13 protein-coding genes are annotated in these 19,037 nt (G+C 67.0%); 9 read left to right on the plus strand and 4 right to left on the minus strand.

Annotated features, from left to right (window positions below):
• Window positions 1-156 precede the first annotated feature (156 nt).
• Both CFB35_RS02915 and CFB35_RS02920 read left to right on the plus strand, forming a co-directional pair.
• Window positions 157-1,518 carry a GntP family permease gene (locus CFB35_RS02915; protein WP_059581055.1) on the plus strand — a complete coding sequence of 454 codons (1,362 nt, stop codon included), beginning with the start codon at window positions 157-159 and terminating at the stop codon, window positions 1,516-1,518.
• A 13-nt stretch (window positions 1,519-1,531) separates the two neighbouring features.
• A complete protein-coding gene (locus CFB35_RS02920) occupies window positions 1,532-2,035 on the plus strand; it encodes a gluconokinase (protein ID WP_059581058.1) in 504 nt (167 codons plus the stop codon).
• Between the two features lie 77 nt (window positions 2,036-2,112).
• Here CFB35_RS02920 and CFB35_RS02925 read toward each other — a convergent pair whose 3' ends face one another.
• Window positions 2,113-2,760, minus strand: coding sequence for a TetR/AcrR family transcriptional regulator (locus CFB35_RS02925; RefSeq protein WP_059581060.1), 648 nt, complete (start codon window positions 2,758-2,760; stop codon window positions 2,113-2,115).
• Between the two features lie 284 nt (window positions 2,761-3,044).
• On the opposite strand from CFB35_RS02925, the gene CFB35_RS02930 reads away from it, so the two are divergent.
• The gene (locus tag CFB35_RS02930) at window positions 3,045-4,466 is read left to right on the plus strand and encodes an FAD-binding oxidoreductase (protein ID WP_059581063.1); all 1,422 of its coding nucleotides are present in this window, start codon (window positions 3,045-3,047) and stop codon (window positions 4,464-4,466) included.
• Between the two features lie 76 nt (window positions 4,467-4,542).
• On the opposite strand, the gene purB is transcribed toward CFB35_RS02930, so the two are convergent.
• Window positions 4,543-5,931 carry an adenylosuccinate lyase gene (gene purB, locus CFB35_RS02935; protein WP_089464535.1) on the minus strand — a complete coding sequence of 463 codons (1,389 nt, stop codon included), beginning with the start codon at window positions 5,929-5,931 and terminating at the stop codon, window positions 4,543-4,545.
• Between the two features lie 255 nt (window positions 5,932-6,186).
• Between purB and CFB35_RS02940 the strand changes: the two genes are divergently transcribed.
• The 6 genes from CFB35_RS02940 to CFB35_RS02965 all read left to right on the plus strand — a co-directional run bounded on the left by CFB35_RS02940 (window position 6,187) and on the right by CFB35_RS02965 (window position 12,122).
• Window positions 6,187-7,152: a LysR substrate-binding domain-containing protein gene (locus tag CFB35_RS02940; RefSeq protein ID WP_059581067.1), complete on the plus strand. Its 966-nt coding sequence runs from the start codon at window positions 6,187-6,189 to the stop codon at window positions 7,150-7,152.
• Window positions 7,153-7,442: 290 nt separating this feature from the next.
• A complete protein-coding gene (locus CFB35_RS02945) occupies window positions 7,443-8,729 on the plus strand; it encodes a Glu/Leu/Phe/Val dehydrogenase (protein ID WP_059581070.1) in 1,287 nt (428 codons plus the stop codon).
• A gap of 275 nt (window positions 8,730-9,004) precedes the next feature.
• The gene (locus tag CFB35_RS02950; RefSeq protein ID WP_059581206.1) at window positions 9,005-9,898 is read left to right on the plus strand and encodes a glutamate/aspartate ABC transporter substrate-binding protein; all 894 of its coding nucleotides are present in this window, start codon (window positions 9,005-9,007) and stop codon (window positions 9,896-9,898) included.
• An 84-nt stretch (window positions 9,899-9,982) separates the two neighbouring features.
• Window positions 9,983-10,723 carry an amino acid ABC transporter permease gene (locus tag CFB35_RS02955; RefSeq protein WP_059581071.1) on the plus strand — a complete coding sequence of 247 codons (741 nt, stop codon included), beginning with the start codon at window positions 9,983-9,985 and terminating at the stop codon, window positions 10,721-10,723.
• Window positions 10,723-11,400: a glutamate/aspartate ABC transporter permease GltK gene (gltK, locus tag CFB35_RS02960; RefSeq protein WP_059581074.1), complete on the plus strand. Its 678-nt coding sequence runs from the start codon at window positions 10,723-10,725 to the stop codon at window positions 11,398-11,400. Before CFB35_RS02955 ends, gltK begins: the two co-directional genes overlap by 1 nt.
• Window positions 11,397-12,122 (plus strand): amino acid ABC transporter ATP-binding protein, encoded by a 726-nt coding sequence (locus CFB35_RS02965; protein ID WP_089464537.1) that lies wholly within the window; start codon window positions 11,397-11,399, stop codon window positions 12,120-12,122. The genes gltK and CFB35_RS02965 overlap by 4 nt, the downstream gene beginning before the upstream one ends.
• An 82-nt stretch (window positions 12,123-12,204) precedes the next feature.
• Here the strand turns inward: CFB35_RS02965 and CFB35_RS02970 are convergent, their stop codons facing one another.
• Entirely contained in the window at window positions 12,205-17,436 is a 5,232-nt protein-coding gene (locus CFB35_RS02970; RefSeq protein ID WP_089464538.1) for an autotransporter outer membrane beta-barrel domain-containing protein, read from the minus strand.
• A 617-nt stretch (window positions 17,437-18,053) separates the two neighbouring features.
• Entirely contained in the window at window positions 18,054-18,968 is a 915-nt protein-coding gene (locus CFB35_RS02975) for a class II glutamine amidotransferase (protein ID WP_179231711.1), read from the minus strand.
• Window positions 18,969-19,037 lie beyond the last annotated feature (69 nt).

Genomic DNA, 19,037 nt, shown 5'->3' on the forward strand with positions numbered 1-19,037 from the left:
GAGGGTTTTTGCTGATGGAACCGGTTCTATCCGCGGATCGCAAAGATAAGTAAAATTCAGCGTCCTGACGGGGGGGTACCCCCGTGTTTCGGAGACCTGCATAGCCGGGCATACTCGCAACGCGCCCGGTTCGAACAATTCTAGGAGGAGTGCCACATGGCGGCCGTCCAAGGCAGCATGCTGCTCGTATTCACGCTGATCGCGATTGCCGCGCTGATCCTGATGATCGCGCGCTACAAGATCTACCCGTTCCTGGTGCTGATCATCGTTTCGCTCGGCCTCGGCCTCGTCGTCGGCATGCCGATGGACAAGATCGTCAAGTCGTTCGAGACGGGCACCGGCGGCACGCTCGGCCACATCGCGATCGTCGTCGGCCTCGGCACGATGCTCGGCAAGATGATGGCCGAATCGGGCGGCGCCGAACGGATCGCGACCACGCTGATCGACTGGTTCGGTGAAAAGAACATCCACTGGGCGATGATGTTCGTCGCGATCATCGTCGGCCTGCCGGTGTTCTTCGAAGTCGGCTTCGTGCTGCTGATCCCGATCGCGTTCAACGTCGCGAAGCGCACCGGCAAGTCGCTGCTCGTCGTCGGCCTCCCGATGGTGGCCGGCCTGTCGGTCGTGCACGGGCTGATCCCGCCGCACCCGGCCGCGCTGCTGGCCGTCCAGCAATACGGCGCCGATATCGGCAAGACGATCGCGTTCGGCCTGATCGTCGGCGTGCCGACCGCGATCATCGCCGGTCCGCTGTTCGCGCTGGTGATCTCGAAGTTCGTGAAGCTGCCGGAAAACAACCCGCTCGCCGCGCAATTCGTCGATTCGCGCGCGGATGGCGGCAAGCGCGAACTGCCGAGCTTCGGCATCACGCTGTTCACGATCCTGCTGCCCGTCGTGCTGATGCTCGTCGGCAGCTGGGCCGACCTGGTGTTCACGCCGAAGTCGCTGCCGAACAACCTGCTGCGCTTTGCGGGCAACTCGGACGTCGCGCTGCTGATCGCCGTGCTCGTGAGCTTCTGGACCTTCGGCGCGAAGCAGGGCTTCAACCGCGACCAGATCCAGAAATTCTGCGGCGAGTGCCTGGCGCCGATCGCCGGCATCACGCTGATCGTCGGCGCGGGCGGCGGCTTCGGCGGCGTCCTGCGCGACAGCGGGATCTCGCAGCAGATCGTCGAGACCGCGAAGCACGCGCACCTGTCCCCGCTGCTGCTCGGCTGGTTCGTCGCGGCGCTGATGCGTCTGGCCACGGGCTCGGCGACGGTCGCGATGACGACGGCCTGCGGCATCGTCGCACCGATCGCGGCGGCGTCGGGCGCGGCGGTTCGTCCGGAACTGCTCGTGCTCGCGACGGGCTCGGGCTCGCTGATCTTCTCGCACGTGAACGACGGCGGCTTCTGGCTGATCAAGGAATATTTCGGGATGACGGTCGGGCAGACGTTCAAGACCTGGTCGCTGCTTGAAACCATCATCTCGGTGCTCGGTCTGAGCTTTACGCTGCTGCTGAGCCTGGTTCTGTAACAAGGGGTAGTCAATGATTCTGATCGCAATGGGCGTGTCGGGCGCGGGCAAGTCGCGAATCGGCGAAATGCTGGCGGAACGCCTGTCGTGCAGCTATACCGACGGCGACGCATTTCACAGCGCGGCGAACAAGGAAAAGATGCACCACGGCATTCCGCTGACCGATGAAGACCGCTGGCCGTGGCTGCGCACGATTCGCGCGGCCATCGAGGAAAAGCAGCGCGCCGGCGAGACGGCCGTGTTCACGTGCTCGTCGCTGAAACGGTCGTACCGCGACGTGCTGCGCGGCACCGACACCGACGTGCGGTTCGTGTATCTGAAGGGTTCGTTCGAGGTGTTGCAAGAGCGCCTGAAGAGCCGCACCGGCCATTTCTTCGATCCGTCGCTGCTGAAGAGCCAGCTCGATACGCTCGAGGAGCCGGGCCCGGATGAAGCGATCGAGGTCAGCATCGAGCTGACGCCCGAACAGATCGTCGATCAGGTCATGCTGAAGATCGGCCTCGCGCATCAGCACTGAGCGCGGTTCGCGGCCATCGTCATGGAAAAGGCGCCTTCATTCGGGCGCCTTTTTCGTTGGCGGCGCGTATGCCGATGTCAGGCCGCGCGCGCGCGTTGCGCGATGCCGTCGAGCAGCACGTCGAGCATCGTGTCGTGCACGACGGCCGGATCGAGCTGCGCATAGAGCGGGGCGGCCGACTTGACAAGCGGATGCGCGGTGTCGGACAGCGCGTGCATTTCCGCGAGCTCGACGTCGTTCGCGGCGCGCGTGAGGCCACCCGCTTCGGCGGCGGCGAGGCCGATCACGGCCGCGTACCAGCCGACGCATACCGACGGCAGCGCCGCGCGCGGGATGCCGGCGTCAGTCAGCGCGCGATGCACGGCCTCGATGTGCGCGAGATCGGCCGGCCCCGTGCTCATGTGCCGCTGCAGCAGCGCGAAGGCGGCCGGGTAGCGCAGCGCGAGCGCGCGGTACTGGCGCGCGAGGTCGCGCAGCCGTTCGCGCCACGGCTGCGACGGATCGACCGGCACGAGCGAGCGCGACAGCGCATTCGCGATCGCGCGGCTCAGGCCGTCCTTCGACTTGAAGTGATACAGCACGCTCATCGGGTCGCAGCCGACCGATTGCGCGAGCTTGCGCACGCTGAACGCGGCCTCGCCGACGTCTTCGAGCAGCGCGAGCGCGGCCGCGACGATCGCGTCCTTGTCGAGGCCGCGCGGCCCCTGGGTGGGTGTGTCTTTCATCGAGGCAGGCTGGCAGGCGCGGCATCGCGCCGGCTGTAAACTTGACGAAAGCTTATTCTACACTGTAGAATTATTTCTGCGGTGTAGAAATTGGGTGTCCCGGCACCTCTCAATACGTGCTTTCGCACAGTCCGGGATTCAGGCAGACGCGAGCGTGTCTGCCGTCAACACGGGCCATCGCGCCCTTATCTCGTTGACACCCAAGTGGAACCGGCTGCCCCACCCGCGAAGCCCCGAAGCAACGGGGCGCTTCGACAGGCGGCCAAGACCATGCAAGTGCAATCATGACTTCCAATCACAAGCCCCTGATCCAGGGCGAATCGCGTTTCGAGCAAACGCAACTGAATATCGAGAAAGACAACTGGAACTGGTGCGATCCGGTCCGCTACGACGGCGAGCGCCCGGCGAACTGGTACGAGGCGTCGCTGTCGCGCCATGAAAACAGCGCGCCGCTCGCGCAAGACGCCGTCTGCGACGTGCTCGTGATCGGCGCGGGGCTGCTCGGCGCATCGGCCGCGCTGCATCTCGCGGAAGCGGGCGTCGACACGATCCTCGTCGACAAGCATCACGTCGGCTCGGCCGCGTCGGGCCGCAACGGCGGCCAATTGACGCCCGGCCTCGCGCGCTGGGAAGCGGCCGACATGATCGAGAACCTGTCGCACGACGATGCGAAGCGGTTGTGGCGTTTCGCGTCGGCCGAGTCGATGGACCTGATCGACGGGATCGGCGCGCGTTACGCGCTCGATCTCGACCGCAAGCGCGGCCACGTCACCGCGGCGGTTCACCCCGGCCACATGAGCGCGCTGCTCGACGGCGCCGATGCGCGCCGCCATCTGGGCGATGCGGGCGTGACGCTCGTCGGCCGCCATCAGCTGCACGACGAATACGTGCGCTCGGGGCTGTATCACGGCGCGGCGATCGACGCGATCGGCGGGCAGATCCATCCGCTCGCGCTCGTGCGCGGCCTCGTGCACGGCTTCCGGCTGAACGGCGGCGCGCTGTTCGAGGGCACCGAGGTGCTGGAGCTGGACGAGACGCCCGCGGGCGTCGTCGCGACGACGCCGGGCGGCACGATCACCGCGCGCCGCGGCGTCGTGCTCGCGCTGCACAACACGACGTTCCGCCTGCTCGACGACGGCGCGGCGACCACGGTGCCGTTCTTCACGTACGTGAGCGTGACGGCGCCGCTCGACGTCGACGTCGCGACGCTGATGCCGGCAGGCATGCCGGTGTACGACACGCAGTTCCAGATCGACTACTACCGGCCGGTGCGCGGCAATCGCCTGCTGTTCGGCGGGCAGGGCACCGGCAGCTGCTGGGCGCAGTCGGACGTGAACGCGTACTTGCTGACGCGGCTGAACACGGTGTTTCCGCAGCACGACGGCGGCTTCGCGCTCGACTACTGCTGGAGCGGCGTCAGCGACTTCACGCTGAACGGCGCCACCGACAGCCGCAAGACCGACGGCCGCGTGCCGATGTACATGGTACAGGGCTGGAGCGGCCACGGCGTCGCGCAGACGGTGCGAATCGGCAAGGCGATCTGCGACGATTTCGTCGGCCGCAACGACGATTTCTCGATGCTCACGGGCATCGACCATCGCGCGATTCCGCTCGGCCGGCAGCTGTCGCCGATCGCGATCCCGGCCGCGAAGGCGGCGATGAGCGTGATGAGCGCGCTGAACCCGGGGCGGATGATCTCGTTCTGACCGACTGCGGCAGGCAACAAAAAGCCCGATGCGAATCGCTTCGCATCGGGCTTTTTTTCGTCCGGCGACGCGGCGCTTACGCGATCCGCTTCGCGAGTTCGACGGCCTTGCCGATGTACGACGCCGGCGTCATCGCCAGCAGGCGATCCTTCGCGTCCTGCGGGATCGCGAGCGTGCCGACGAATTCCTGCAGCGCTTCGCGCGTGATGCCCTTGCCGCGCGTCAGTTCCTTCAGTTGCTCGTACGGGTTCTCGATGCCGTAGCGGCGCATCACCGTCTGCACCGGCTCGGCGAGCACTTCCCAGCAGTTGTCGAGATCTTCGTTCAGGCGCTGCGGGTTCACTTCGAGCTTGTCGAGGCCGCGGATCAGCGAGTCGTACGCGAGCAGCGAATAGCCGAGCGCGACGCCCATGTTGCGCAGCACCGTCGAGTCGGTCAGGTCGCGCTGCCAGCGCGACACCGGCAGCTTGTCGGCGAGGTGGCGCAGCGTCGCGTTCGCGAGGCCGAGGTTGCCTTCCGAGTTCTCGAAGTCGATCGGGTTGACCTTGTGCGGCATCGTCGACGAGCCGATTTCGCCGGCCTTCGTCTTCTGCTTGAAGTAGCCGACCGAGATGTAGCCCCACACGTCGCGGTCGAGGTCGAGCAGGATCGTGTTCGCGCGTGCGACCGCGTCGAACAGCTCGGCCATGTAGTCGTGCGGCTCGATCTGGATCGTGTACGGGTTGAACGTGAGCTTCAGGCGGTTTTCGATCACGTCGCGCGAGAACGCTTCCCAGTCGAATTCCGGATACGCGGACAGGTGCGCGTTGAAGTTGCCGACCGCGCCGTTCATCTTGCCGAGGATCTCGATCTTCTCGATGCGCGCGATCGCGCGGGCGAGGCGCGCGGCGACGTTCGCGAGTTCCTTGCCGAGCGTCGTCGGGCTGGCCGGCTGGCCGTGCGTGCGCGACAGCATCGGCTGGTCGGCATGCGCGTGCGCGAGCGCGACGAGGCGCTGGTGGACCGTGCGCAGCGCCGGCAGGATCACGTGTTCGCGCGCGCCGGCGAGCATCATCCCGTGCGACGTGTTGTTGATGTCCTCGGACGTGCACGCGAAGTGGATGAACTCGCTCGCCTTCTCGAGTTCGGCCTGGCCCTTCACCGATTCCTTCAGCCAGTATTCGACGGCCTTCACGTCGTGGTTCGTCACGCGCTCGATTTCCTTGATGCGCGCGGCGTCGTGCGCGGTGAAGCGCTCGGCGAGCTGCAGCAGGAATTGCTCGGAGGCTTCCGAGAAGCGCGGGACTTCGGCGAAGCCGGCGCGCGACAGCGCGATCAGCCAGTGCACCTCGACGGTGACGCGGTGGCGCATGAAGGCGGCTTCGGAGAGCCAGTCGCGCAGCGCCTCGGTCTTGCTGGCGTAGCGGCCGTCGATGGGCGAGAGCGCGGTGAGGGCGAAAAGCGTATCGGGACGAGTGTCGGACATGATCGGGCAGGGCCTTTTGGGGCCGGGGCGAACGAGGGGAGGAGAATCCGGCATTTTACCATCGGCGCGCGTCGCTCCCGACCGAATCGGTCCAGCTGTGGCCGCCGCGGGCGAGCGATGCCCGGGCGGCGCGCGAATGGCGTGCCGGCGCGCGCCCGCGCAGGCGCGCCGGGCCGCCGCCCAAGCCGCCGGCCGGGCCCGCCCGCCGGTAGAATGCAGGCTTCTTCCCGACCGCCGCCCGCCGCGCCCGCCTGCATGGAACTGAAATGGCTCGAAGACTTCGTCTCGCTCGCGGAAACGCGCAGCTTTAGCCGGTCCGCCGAGCTGCGGCACGTGTCGCAGCCGGCGTTTTCGCGGCGCATCCAGGCGCTCGAGGCGTGGCTCGCGACCGAGCTGATCGATCGTTCGGTGTATCCGACGCGGCTCACGCAGGCCGGGCAGATCTTCTACGAGCAGGCGCTGACGATGCTGTCGCAGGCGCACGAGGCAAGGACGCTGCTGCGCGGCCACGTCGGCGCGCCGGTGCCGACGATCGAGTTCGCGGTGCCGCACACGCTGTCGCTCACGTATTTCCCGCGCTGGCTCGAGCGGATCGAGGCGAAGATGGGCCAGGTCCACACGCGGCTGCGCGCGCTGAACGTGCACGACGCGGTGCTGTCGCTCGTCGAGGGCGGCTGCGACCTCGTGATGGGCTACCACCACCCGAGTCACCCGGTCGCGCTCGACCCGGCCCGCTACGACATGCTGGTCCTCGGCAGCGAGCCGATCAGCCCGTTTTCCGCGCCCGGCCGCGCGGGCCGGCCGCGCCATACGCTGCCGGGCGCGGCCGACGCGCGCGTGCCGTACCTGTCGTATACGCCGAACGCGTATCTCGGCCGGATGACCGAAGTCATCATCGCGAACGCGCCCACCCGGCTGTTTCTCGATCGCGTGTACGAAACCGACATGGCCGAAGGGCTGAAGGCGATGGCGCTCGCCGGCCACGGCGTCGCGTTCCTGCCGCACAGCGCGGCCGACGATGCGGTCGCGGGCGGCCGGCTGATCCGCCTCGACCGGTCGGCGCGCGGCGGCGCGCATCCGTTCACGCTGACGATGGAGATCCGGCTGTACTGCGACAAGCTCGCGCTGCAGGGCGACGATCCGCGGCAGAAGCTCGTGCGTGCGCTGTGGGACGTCGTGCGCGACGAACTGCGCGAGACTGCCGGCGACACCGCCGGTTGACCGACGATTAACCGCCGACGGTTAATCCGGCCGGCCGCCCGGCGGCCCGGCTGACGGCGGCCTTGCGGCGCCTGTCGGACGGCCGTCCGCAGCCCCGCCCGTGCCTGGCCGATCCGGTTTTCCCCGAACGCGATGCCCGGCCGATCGCCGGCGTTCTTGCGCAGATCGACCGCGGATTTGCGGAAAATCGCGATCATGCAAGAAACGCATAATCGAATAAACAAACGGCATTGGATAAAAAAAACGGCTTTTTCGACAATGGGCGCAATCCGTTGAACGTTGGAGCTTCCATGTCTTCGCAACAGCAGTCCATCCCGTCCTACCTGCACGCCGACGATCTCGGCCCGTGGGGCAACTACCTTCAGCAGGTCGATCGCGTCGCGCCGTACCTCGGTTCGCTGTCGCGCTGGCTCGAAACGCTGAAGCGTCCGAAGCGCATCCTGGTCGTCGACTGCCCCATCGAGCTCGACAACGGCACCGTCGCGCACTTCGAGGGCTATCGCGTGCAGCACAACGTGTCGCGCGGCCCCGGCAAGGGCGGCGTGCGCTACCACCAGGACGTGACGCTGTCGGAAGTGATGGCGCTGTCGGCATGGATGTCGGTGAAGAACGCGGCCGTGAACGTGCCGTACGGCGGCGCGAAGGGCGGCATCCGCGTCGACCCGCGCAAGCTGTCGCGCGGTGAGCTCGAGCGCGTGACGCGCCGCTACACCAGCGAAATCGGCATCATCATCGGCCCGAACACCGACATTCCGGCGCCGGACGTCAACACCAACGAACAGGTGATGGCGTGGATGATGGACACGTACTCGATGAACCAGGGCCAGACGTCGACCGGCGTCGTGACCGGCAAGCCGATCGCGCTCGGCGGTTCGCTCGGCCGCAAGGAAGCGACGGGCCGCGGCGTGTTCGTCGTCGGCTCGGAAGCGGCGAAGAAGAAGGGCCTCGAGATCGAAGGCGCGCGCATCGCGGTGCAGGGCTTCGGCAACGTCGGCGGCATCGCGGCGAAGCTGTTCCAGGAAGCGGGCGCGAAGGTGATCGCGGTGCAGGATCACACGGGCACGATCTACCAGCCGGCCGGCCTCGATTCGAACAAGCTGCTCGACCACGTCGCCCGCACGGGCGGCGTCGCGGGCTTCGAAGGCGCGGAGCCGATGCCGAACGACGAGTTCTGGACGGTCGAGACCGACATCCTGATCCCGGCGGCGCTGGAGAACCAGATCACCGAGAAGAACGCGGCGAAGATCCGCACGAAGATCATCGTCGAAGGCGCGAACGGCCCGACGACGACGGCGGCCGACGACATCCTGAGCGCGAACGGCGTGCTCGTGATCCCCGACGTGATCGCGAACGCGGGCGGCGTGACGGTGTCGTACTTCGAGTGGGTGCAGGATTTCTCGAGCTTCTTCTGGACGGAAGACGAGATCAACCATCGCCTCGAGCGCGTGATGCGCGAAGCGTTCGCCGGCGTGTGGGCGGTCGCGGAAGAGCACAAGGTGACGGTGCGTACGGCGGCGTTCATCGTCGCGTGCAAGCGCATCCTGATGGCGCGCGAAATGCGCGGCCTCTACCCCTGATCGGGCGTCCCTGACCGGGTGTCCCTAACCGGGCGTCCCTGACCGGGCGTCCCTGATCAACGACCATGATCGATTCATGATGCAATCCACCCGATTGCGGAAATGAACCCTCGCGGGCGATGCCGAATCCGGCATCGCCCGCGCGCGCATTCGGGGCGCCCGAAGCCGGGAGGACGGCTTCTCGCAGGGCGATTCGTAGTGCGGTTAACAACCAGTACTTTCAAAAATATTACTTTGATACACTGGCGCGGGTTTTAGCCAAGGAGATGACCAAAATGAAATACCACAAGGCAGTCCTGATGGTCGCGGCGCTTTGCGCGTTCGCAAGCGGCGCGCATGCTCAGGAGACGGGCACGCTGAAGAAGATCAAGGACACCGGCGTGATCGCGCTGGGCCACCGCGAATCGTCGATTCCGTTCTCCTATTACGATCAGAACCAGCAGGTGGTCGGCTATTCGCGCGAATTCCAGATGAAGATCGTGGACGCGGTGAAGAAGAAGCTGAACCTGCCGAACCTGCAGGTGAAGAACATCCCCGTCACGTCGCAGAACCGCATTCCGCTCGTGCAGAACGGCACGGTCGACATCGAGTGCGGCTCGACGACCAACAACCTCGAGCGCCAGCAGCAGGCCGCATTCTCCGACACGATCTTCGTGATCGGCACGCGCCTGATGACGAAGAAGGATTCGGGCGTCAAGGATTTCGCCGACCTCAAGGGCAAGACGGTCGTGACGACGGCCGGCACGACGTCGGAGCGCCTGCTGCGCAAGATGAACAACGACAAGCAGCTCGGCATGAACATCATCAGCGCGAAGGATCACGGCGATTCGTTCAACACGCTGGAATCGGGCCGCGCGGTCGCGTTCATGATGGATGACGCGCTGCTCGCGGGCGAGCGCGCGAAGGCGAAGCAGCCGGGCGAGTGGGTGATCGTCGGCACGCCGCAATCGGAAGAGGCTTACGGCTGCATGATGCGCAAGGGCGACGCCGACTTCAAGAAGGTCGTCGACGACGCGATCTCGCAAGTCGAGAAGTCGGGCGAAGCCGCGAAGATCTACGCGAAGTGGTTCGAGAACCCGATCCCGCCGAAGGGGCTGAACCTGAACTTCCCGCTGTCCGATTCGATGAAGAAGCTGTACGCGAACCCGAACGACAAGGCGCTCGACTGACCACGCGGCCGTTGACGCAGAAATGACGCTACTGAAACGGAAGAGGCCATGCTTCTTCCGTTTCTTTTTGCTGGAGTCTTGCCCATGTCTTACCACTGGAACTGGGGCATCTTTCTGAGCCCCGTGTCGACCGGCGAGCCGACGACCTATTTCGGCTGGCTGCTGTCCGGCTTCTGGGTGACGATCGAGGTGTCGCTCGTCGCCTGGGTCATCGCGCTGATCGTCGGATCGCTGTTCGGCGTGCTGCGCACCGTGCCGAACAAATGGCTCGCCGCGATCGGCACCGTGTACGTGTCGATCTTCCGGAACATCCCGCTGATCGTGCAGTTCTTCGTCTGGTATCTCGTGATACCCGAGTTGCTGCCCGCGTCGATCGGCACGTGGATCAAGCAGTTGCCGCCCGGCACGCAGTTCTTTACCGCGTCGATCGTCTGTCTCGGCCTGTTTACGGGTGCCCGCGTATGCGAACAGGTGCGCTCGGGCATCAACGCGCTGCCGAAGGGCCAGCGCGCGGCCGGCCTCGCGATGGGCTTCACGCAATGGCAGACGTATCGCTACGTGCTGCTGCCCGTGGCGTACCGGATCATCGTGCCGCCGCTCACGTCGGAATTCCTGAACATCTTCAAGAACTCCGCCGTCGCGTCGACGATCGGCCTGCTCGATCTGTCCGCGCAGGCACGCCAGCTCGTCGACTACACCGCGCAGACCTACGAGTCGTTCATCGCGGTCACGCTCGCGTACGTGCTGATCAACCTCGTCGTGATGGCGTTCATGCGCTGGATCGAAGGCCGTACGCGGCTGCCCGGCTATATCGGAGGCAAGTGATGCATCAGTTCGACTGGAGTAGTATTCCCGGCGCGCTGCCGACGCTGTGGTCGGGCGCGATCGTCACGTTCAAGATCACGCTGATCGCGATCGTGGTCGGGATCGTCTGGGGCACGCTGCTGGCGCTGCTGCGGCTGTCCGGCGTGAAGCCGCTCGCGTGGTTCGCGAAAGCGTACGTGACGGTGTTCCGCTCGATCCCGCTCGTGATGGTGCTGCTGTGGTTCTTCCTGATCGTGCCGCAGGTGCTGCAGGGCGTGCTCGGGCTGTCGCCGACGATCGACATCCGCCTCGCGTCGGCGATGGTCGCGTTCTCGTTGTTCGAAGCCGCGTATTATTCCGAGATCATCCGCGCCGGCATCCAGGCGGTGCCGCGCGGGCAGGTGAATGCCGCGTTCGCGCTCGGCATGAACTACGCGCAGGCGATGCGCCTCGTGATCCTGCCGCAGGCGTTCCGCGCGATGGTGCCGCTGCTGCTCACGCAGGCGATCGTCCTGTTCCAGGATACGTCGCTCGTGTACGTGATCAGTCTCGCGGACTTCTTCCGCACGGCCGCCAACATCGGCGATCGCGACGGCACGACCGTCGAGATGGTCCTGTTCGCCGGCGCATGCTATTTCGTGATTTGCTCGTTGGCGTCTGCTCTCGTCAAGGGTCTCCAGAAAAAGGTCACAAGATGATTTCCATCAAGAACGTTTCGAAGTGGTACGGCCAGTTTCAGGTCCTTACCGAATGCACGACCGAGGTCAAGAAAGGCGAAGTGGTCGTCGTGTGCGGCCCGTCGGGCTCCGGCAAGTCGACGCTGATCAAGACCGTGAACGGCCTGGAGCCGTTCCAGCAGGGCGAGATCCTCGTGAACGGCCAGTCGGTCGGCGACAAGAAGACGAACCTGTCGAAGCTGCGCTCGAAGGTCGGGATGGTGTTCCAGCATTTCGAGCTGTTCCCGCATCTGTCGATCACCGAGAACCTGACGCTCGCGCAGATCAAGGTGCTCGGCCGCGGCAAGGACGAAGCGGCGGAGAAGGGCATGAAGCTGCTCGATCGCGTCGGCCTGAAGGCGCATGCGCACAAGTTTCCGGGCCAGTTGTCGGGCGGCCAGCAGCAGCGTGTCGCGATCGCGCGCGCGCTGTCGATGGACCCGATCGCGATGCTGTTCGACGAGCCGACGTCCGCGCTCGATCCGGAAATGATCAACGAAGTGCTCGACGTGATGGTCGAACTCGCGCAGGAAGGGATGACGATGATGGTCGTCACGCACGAGATGGGCTTCGCGAAGAAGGTCGCGCATCGCGTGATCTTCATGGACAAGGGCGCGATCGTCGAGGACGACCGCAAGGACGATTTCTTCTCGAATCCGAAATCGGACCGCGCGAAGGACTTCCTCGCGAAGATCCTGCACTGAGCGTTCGCGCGTTTTCGCGCGTACCTATGCGAAAACCGCCCGGCAAGCCGCCGGGCGGTTTTTTTTCGTCCGCCGGCGGGTGTTACCAGCTGTACCGGTAGCCGACCTGCCCGACGATGCCGCGCCGGTAATCGCCGCCGATGTTGCGCGCGATCTTCGCATTCGCGTACAGCTCGCCCGACTTGCCGAAGCCGGCGGTCACGCCGACGCCGAGCTCGTACCAGGTGCGCCCGAGATGCGTCGCGAACGGCGTGCCGCCGACGACGGTTTGCCCCGGCGACAGGAAGTCGTGCAGCACGTCGGCCGTGAAGTACGGCGTCGCGGCGCCGCCGCCCGCGTCCGACTGGAGGTTCGGCCGGAAGATGCGCACGCCGACGCGGCCGCGCAGCGCATTCGACGTCGTGCCCGATACGGCCGACACGTTGTCGTTGAACCCGTTCAGCTTCAGGTACTGAACCATGACCTGCGCCTGCGGCTCGACCGAGACCGGCAGCGTACCGATCGCGAACGGTTTGCCGACTTCCTGCGACAGCGCGACGCCGAAGCCGTTCTGCGACGCTTCGTTGCCGTAGCTGTCGCGGTAGCGGTTGCCGTAGTGCGTGACCTGGCCGACGCTGTCGAAGTAGGTGCCGTCGGACAGGTAGCGCGTCCAGTAGCCGCCGACGCTCTGCGCGTGCATCTCGACCGAGCCCGTCGACGTCGACAGGGTGGGCGAGCCGGCGCGCGCCATGTCGCTGAAGCTCGCGTTCGACACGCCGATGCTGGCCGTCACGCCCGCATGCGTGCTGCCGGCGCCGTCCGGCGCCTGGTCGAGGGTCCAGTCCTTGCCGAACTGCGCGAAGAACGTGCGCTCGTCGGCCGAGAAGCGGCCCGCGTTCGCATCCAGGCTCTGGCCGCCGATGCGCCCCCACACGCCGTCGCGATTGCCCGGCGCCTGCTTCTCGACGTTGTAGACGTCGCCGACGCGCTCGTGCAGCCTGCCGAGCGTCGAAAAGCCGTAGTCGGCGTTCAGCAGCGGCGTCATCGCGTAGCCGGAGACGCCCGGACGATACGCGAGCGCGCCGCCGTTGCCATTCCCGTTTCCGTTGGTGCCGCCGTCGCCGCCGCCGGACGGGTGGATCGGGTCACCGGGGTCGGTCGGGTCGAGCTGCGAACGCAGGTACCAGCCGTTTGCATCGCCTTGCCCGCCGCGATAGAGCCGGTATTCGTACGCGCCGGCCTGTACCGGGCCGGCGAGATGGAACGCGGACGCGGCGGTCGTGCCGCCGTTGGCCGTGACGACCACGGGAATCCCGTCGCCGGTCGTCTGCGCGCCGGTGCCGGCCGTGTTGGCGATCTTCAGGCCGGTCGTGCCGCTCGCCGTGCCGCCGTTCACGATCAGACGGTCGGTCGGCGACGCGTCGGCGCCGAGATACGTGTTCAGCGCGATCGTGCCGCCGTTGCCGACGTAGCCGCCCGTCGTCAGCGTCTTGTAGCTGCCGGTCAGCGTCGGCGAGCCGGTCGGCGCGGCGAATGCGACGAGGCCCGCGTTGTTCAGGCGGCTCAGGACCGAACTGCCCGTCATGCGCCACGTGCTGGTGCCGTCGACGGTCAGCGCGACCGGGTCGATCTTCCCGGTCAGCGTCGTGCCGTTCGCGAGGAACACGTCGCCGGTGCTCGACGCGTCGGAAACGATGTCGCCCGCGAGGTTCACCGCCGATGCGTCGAACGTCACGTTGCTGCCGTTCGCGAGGTTCAGCAGCGTGCCGTTGCCGGCCGTCACGACCGTGCCGTTGCGCACCGCGATGTCGGCCGTGCCGCCGTGCGCGGCGAAGGCCGGCCCGCTGACGGACGTCACGCTGCCGCCGTCGACGAGCACCGAGCTGGTCGCGCCGTTCGCGAGCGTGTCCGACGTCAGCACGCCGGCCGTCGCGCCCGTGAGCGCCGTGCCGGTCAATGCGAGCACGCCGCCGCTGTTCGCCGTTGCGCCGTTGCCGGCCGCGCTGGCGAGCGACGAACCCGTATCGGCGATGCGCCCGCCGTCTTGCGCGACGATGGCGTCGGCCGCATTGCCCGACGCGGTGACTTTCGCACCCGACAGCAGGGCCGTCGCGCCGCCGTCCATGACGATCGCATGGGCGTTCGCGCCGGTCGTCGCGACGGTCGTCCCGTTGGCCGCGAGCGTGGAATCGGCGCGCGACACGAACAGGCCGCGCGCATCGGCGCCCGTCGTGCGGACGACCGTGGCCGCATCGGTCGCGATGCGCGCGCCCGCGCCGGTCGACGTGAGGCCGGCGGCGCCGTTGCCCGTCGTCGCGATCTGCGTGCCGGACAGCGCGATCGTTGCATTCGCACCGAGGTTGCGGATCGCGCTGCCCGATCCGCCGACCGCGATCGACGTCGCGCCGGCCGCGATGCCGCCGCCCGTGACGGTCGAGTCGATCAGCACGCCGTCGGCGCTGCGGTTCGCGACGACGGTGCCGGCGCCCGACAGCGCGACCGATGCGCCGGCCCCCGTCAGGCGCACGCCCGCGACGCCGTCGTCGGCCTCGATCGAGCCTGCGTTGGCGAGCGTGGCCGACGCGCCTTGCACGAGCGCGCCGGTGCCGTTGGCGACGCGGATCGTCGACGCGTTGTTCACCGTGCCGAGCGTGCCGGCCACGACGCCCGTCGAGCCGGCGCCGGTCAGCAATATCGTGCTGCGATTCTCGAGCGTGCCGAGGTTCCGCGCGATGAAACCGGTCACGCCGGCGGTCGACGACGTGACGGCGGCGTGGTTGGTGAGCGTCGTCGCGACCGGCGCGCCGGCATTCGCGCCGGCGAGGTCGCGCGCCTGCCCGTCCACCACGCCCGCGGTCGCGCCGGCCGCGTTCAGGTCGATCGTCGCGCCGGCGTCGATCGTGCCCTTCGCGCCGCCTTCGACCGCGATCGCGATGCCGTTCGCGCCGTTGACGTGGTAGACCGCGTTGCCGGTCGACAGCGTGGTGCCGGCGTCGGTCGCGAGTACGCCGCGCGCCCGCTGGCCGTTGACGTCGGTCGTCAGCGCGCCGGCCGCCGACGCGCCCGTGTAGGCCGCGCCGCCCGCGACGCGGAACAGCGTCGAATCGTCGGTGTCGACGCCCAGATGCTGCGCGGCGACGTTGATTTTCGAGCCTGCACCGTATGCATAGAAGCCGATCTGGTTCGTGCCGGACATGAAGGCCGGCACGGCGTTCGCACCGACGTCGATCGTCGCGCCCGAACGCGCATGCACGCCGATCGCGCCGGTGCCCGTCAGGTTCAGCGCTCCGTCGAGCGTGGCCTTCGCGCGCGGCCCTTCGGCCCAGACGCCGTAGTTGCGCGTGCCCGACGCGGGATCGAGGCCGCCGGCGACGTCGATCGTGCCGGTCGACGTCGCGGCCGTCGCGTTCGCGCCGGTCCCGACGACCATGATGCCGATGCCGTTCACGCCATTCAGCGTGATCGTGCCCGTGTTGGTCACGGTCGCGGCGGTGTCGACGGCGAGCATGCCGACGTTGGAGAGCGGCGTGCCGGGCGCGGCGCCGTTGACGACGATCGCGCCCGCGTTGGTCAGCGTGCCGGAGCTCGAGCCGATGCTCGCCAGCGCGGCGCCGTTCTGCGTCTGCGTGCCGATCACGATCGTGCCGAGATTGCTCGCGGTGCCCGACGCGCCGAGCAGGATGCCGTACGCGTGCGCGGCGAGCGCGACGTCGTTTGCCGTCTGGCCGGGCGCGTACTGCGCGGCGCGGCCCAGATAGATCGCGCCGCCGGCTTCGTTCGTGAAGCGGCCGCCGGCGACGAGGCCGCCGATCACCTGGCTGTCGAGCGTCGTCGCGTTGACGCCGACATTGATCGTGCCGGCGTTCGACGCCGTTGCGCCGTCCGTCACGGCGACCGCGTAGTTCTGCAGGTCGGGCCGGTTGCCGTCCAGCGTCCACGCGCCGACGTTCATCACGCCGTTGTTGACGAACGACGTGCCCGCGCCGTTCGCGAACACGCCGGCGCCTTCAGTGTACGCGTTGTAGTTGAAGTTGTTCGGCGGCGCGCTGCCGCTCGTGTCGAAGTCGTCGCCGGACGCGTACCCGGACGAGATCACGCCGTTGTTGACGCCGCTTGCGCCGCTTAGCAGGCGCACCAGCGTGAAGTCGCCCGACAGGCGGCCGTCGTTGATGAAGTGCGCGCCGTTTTCCGCGAGGACGGCCGAGCTCGACACGATCGTGTTGGTGCCGCGAAAGTCGATCTGGCCGTCCTTGCCGATCTGCAGCGTCGCGTTCGCGCCCGTGCCGTGCATCACCGACAGGAAATCGATCGGCAGCGTGTTCTTGTCGCCCGCGGACACGTCGTTCCGATACTGGAAGGCTTGCTGCGAGAACGTGACGGCCTGGCCGAACGCGCTGTCGTAGGCGGCCTGCGAGCCGAGCGCGCCGCTTTGCACCGAGCGCACGAGAAAATCGTTGTACGCGGCGAGCGACGCGGCGTCGGTCACCTGCCACGTGCTGCCGTCGAATGCGGTGAAGCTGCCCGCGTAGGCCGGCACGTCGAGCTGGCGGGTGCCGACCGCGCCGCCGTCCGCCAGGTAGTCGCCGGTGGTGAACCGGATCTGGTTGCGCGAATTCCAGTTCACGGTGCTTGCCGCGGCACCCGTGCCGTCCGCGACGGTAAGGTCGGTCGCCTTCGCGGCCATCGAGATCGCGTTGCCCGGCGCATCGGGGGCATTCGCCGCATTGCCGATCGACACGTTGAGCGTACCGCCGGTGGCGGCGACGGTGCCGATGCGCGTGTTCACATACTGATCGCCGTTCACGTCGTGGTAGACGGGCACCTCGGTCGCGCCGGCCGTCGACGGGGAGAACGCGGACGAATCGTAGGTCGCGACCGACGTGTGGGTGCGGGTGATCGAGTCGGGCGTGCTGACGCTGTGCGTCTTGCCGCCGAGCGACAGCAGCGCCTGGTTCGGGTTGCCCGACACGAGGGTCGTGCTCCCGATCGGCGTGAGCGCGTAGCCCGGGTCGCCCGCGGCGGCGCTCCATGCGCCCGACACGCCGACGGTATCGCCGCCGGACACGGTGGCGGAGCCGGCCAGGTTGTCGTTGACGGTCGGGCTGAAACTGTCGAGCGCGCAGGTGCCGCCGTTCGCGATGGCCGTACCGCCGCCGCACGTCGATGCATGCGCGGCGCCGACCGACAGCGCGGTCAGCAACGCGCCGAGTGCCGCCGCGCGACGGCCCGTGCCCGATTCGCCGCCCGAGCGCTTGCCGCGCGCGCGAGTCGTTTCCGCCACCGCGACCCAGCAGCCGGCGGCTTCGCTCCATATCGATCGAAATGAGTGATTCACGACATACCCCTCTTTCTTCTTTTTGACGTGGCATTCGCCGCCATTCGGCGAATTCGCATTCCGCGGTGGAGAAATGATTCGAAGGGGGCGTGCGGCGGCTATGGCTGCGTGTCGCGCCAATCGTGTTTCGTTGACACCGAGGATGGGCGGAGTCTACTGATTCGAGTGGCCGTCGATTATCGATAAGCCGGAAACTGTAATGATGCGAACCGTAATGCGTGGTATTTTTGATTTGTGTGGTTAATCGAACCGAAAGCCATGGTGGGGGCGGCGGTTGGGCCGGTGCGTGAAAATCCGGAGCGGTTGCCGGAGTAGGTGGGATAGCGCACGGTTCCCGCCGGGGCGACACGCTAAAATGCCGGTCCGGGATCCTGTTTTTAATTGATGGTTATTTATTTGATTCCTTCTGCTATTTTATTTTCGCTCGTCAATTAATAAAATCAAGCGAATGTCGTGCGGCATCGGGCGTTTGCGCAGGTCGGCGGCCGAAGTGAAACCGTATTGGCTGGAGCGGGCGATTTGCGCCGATGGCGGGCGTGGCCGGTTGCGCGGCATGAAGTCCGCACAGCAGGCAGGAAATGAGCAGAAAGCAGGCGCGGCCGGTACCGCGCCGGGTTTCAGAAATCGATCGCGTCGTCGGCGTCGCCGTCGGCCGCGGTGGCGAGCGCTTCGCGAACCGCCGTGCGCGGCGCCGATGCCGACGCGTCGAGCGACGGGTTGCGCAGCTTCTCGAGCACGCGCTCGGGCACCGGAATCCGCATCCGCGCGGCGACGTCGCCGCACTGGAACATGATCAGCTCGCCCGGCTCGAACGCGGTCCAGACCTCGTTGTCGGTGAGCGGCTGCGTCGCGATCACCGCGACGCGATCCTCGGGCGTCGTGTATTTCGCGAAATCGATCGACAGGTCTTCGTCGACGAGATGCGCGGTCGAGAACGGCCAGCGCCGCACGAGGTAGTGCAGCCGCGTCGAGCAGTGCGCGAAGAGCGCCTGGCCGTTCGACATCAGGAAGTTGAACACGCCGTGATCGGTGATGCCGCGCGTCAGTTCGCCGACCCGCTCGAACAGCTCGGGCAGCGGCGGCTGCGCGCCGGGAAAGGCCTCGCGCAACCCCTGCATCAGCACGCAGAACGCCTGTTCGCTGTCGGTCGTGCCGACCGGATGATAGACGCTGCCGTCCATGTCCGGCGCGTAGTCCTGCAGGTCGCCGTTATGCGCGAAGATCCAGTGCCGGCCCCACAGCTCGCGCATGAACGGATGGCTGTTCTCGAGCAGGATGTGCCCTTGCGTCGCCTTGCGGATGTGCGCGATCGTGTTCTTGGACTTGATCGGGTAGCGTTTCACCATTTCGGCGATCGGCGACGTGGCCGATGCCTGGTGATCGATGAAGAGGCGACAGGCCTTGTCCTCGAAGAACGCGATGCCCCAGCCGTCGGCATGGTGATCGGTGAGCCCGCCCCGGGCCGCGAAACCTGTGAAGGAGAATGTGACGTCCGTCGGCGCGGCGCAGTTCATTCCAAGGAGTTGGCACATTTTACGTGGGGCGGCAGGCTGAAGCGGGGGTAACGAACCGGGCGAACCCCGGTACAATGCGGCTTCTAG

The sequence above is a fragment of the Burkholderia sp. AU16482 genome (assembly GCF_002223285.1).
In the GTDB taxonomy this organism is placed as follows: Bacteria; Pseudomonadota; Gammaproteobacteria; order Burkholderiales; family Burkholderiaceae; genus Burkholderia; species Burkholderia semiarida.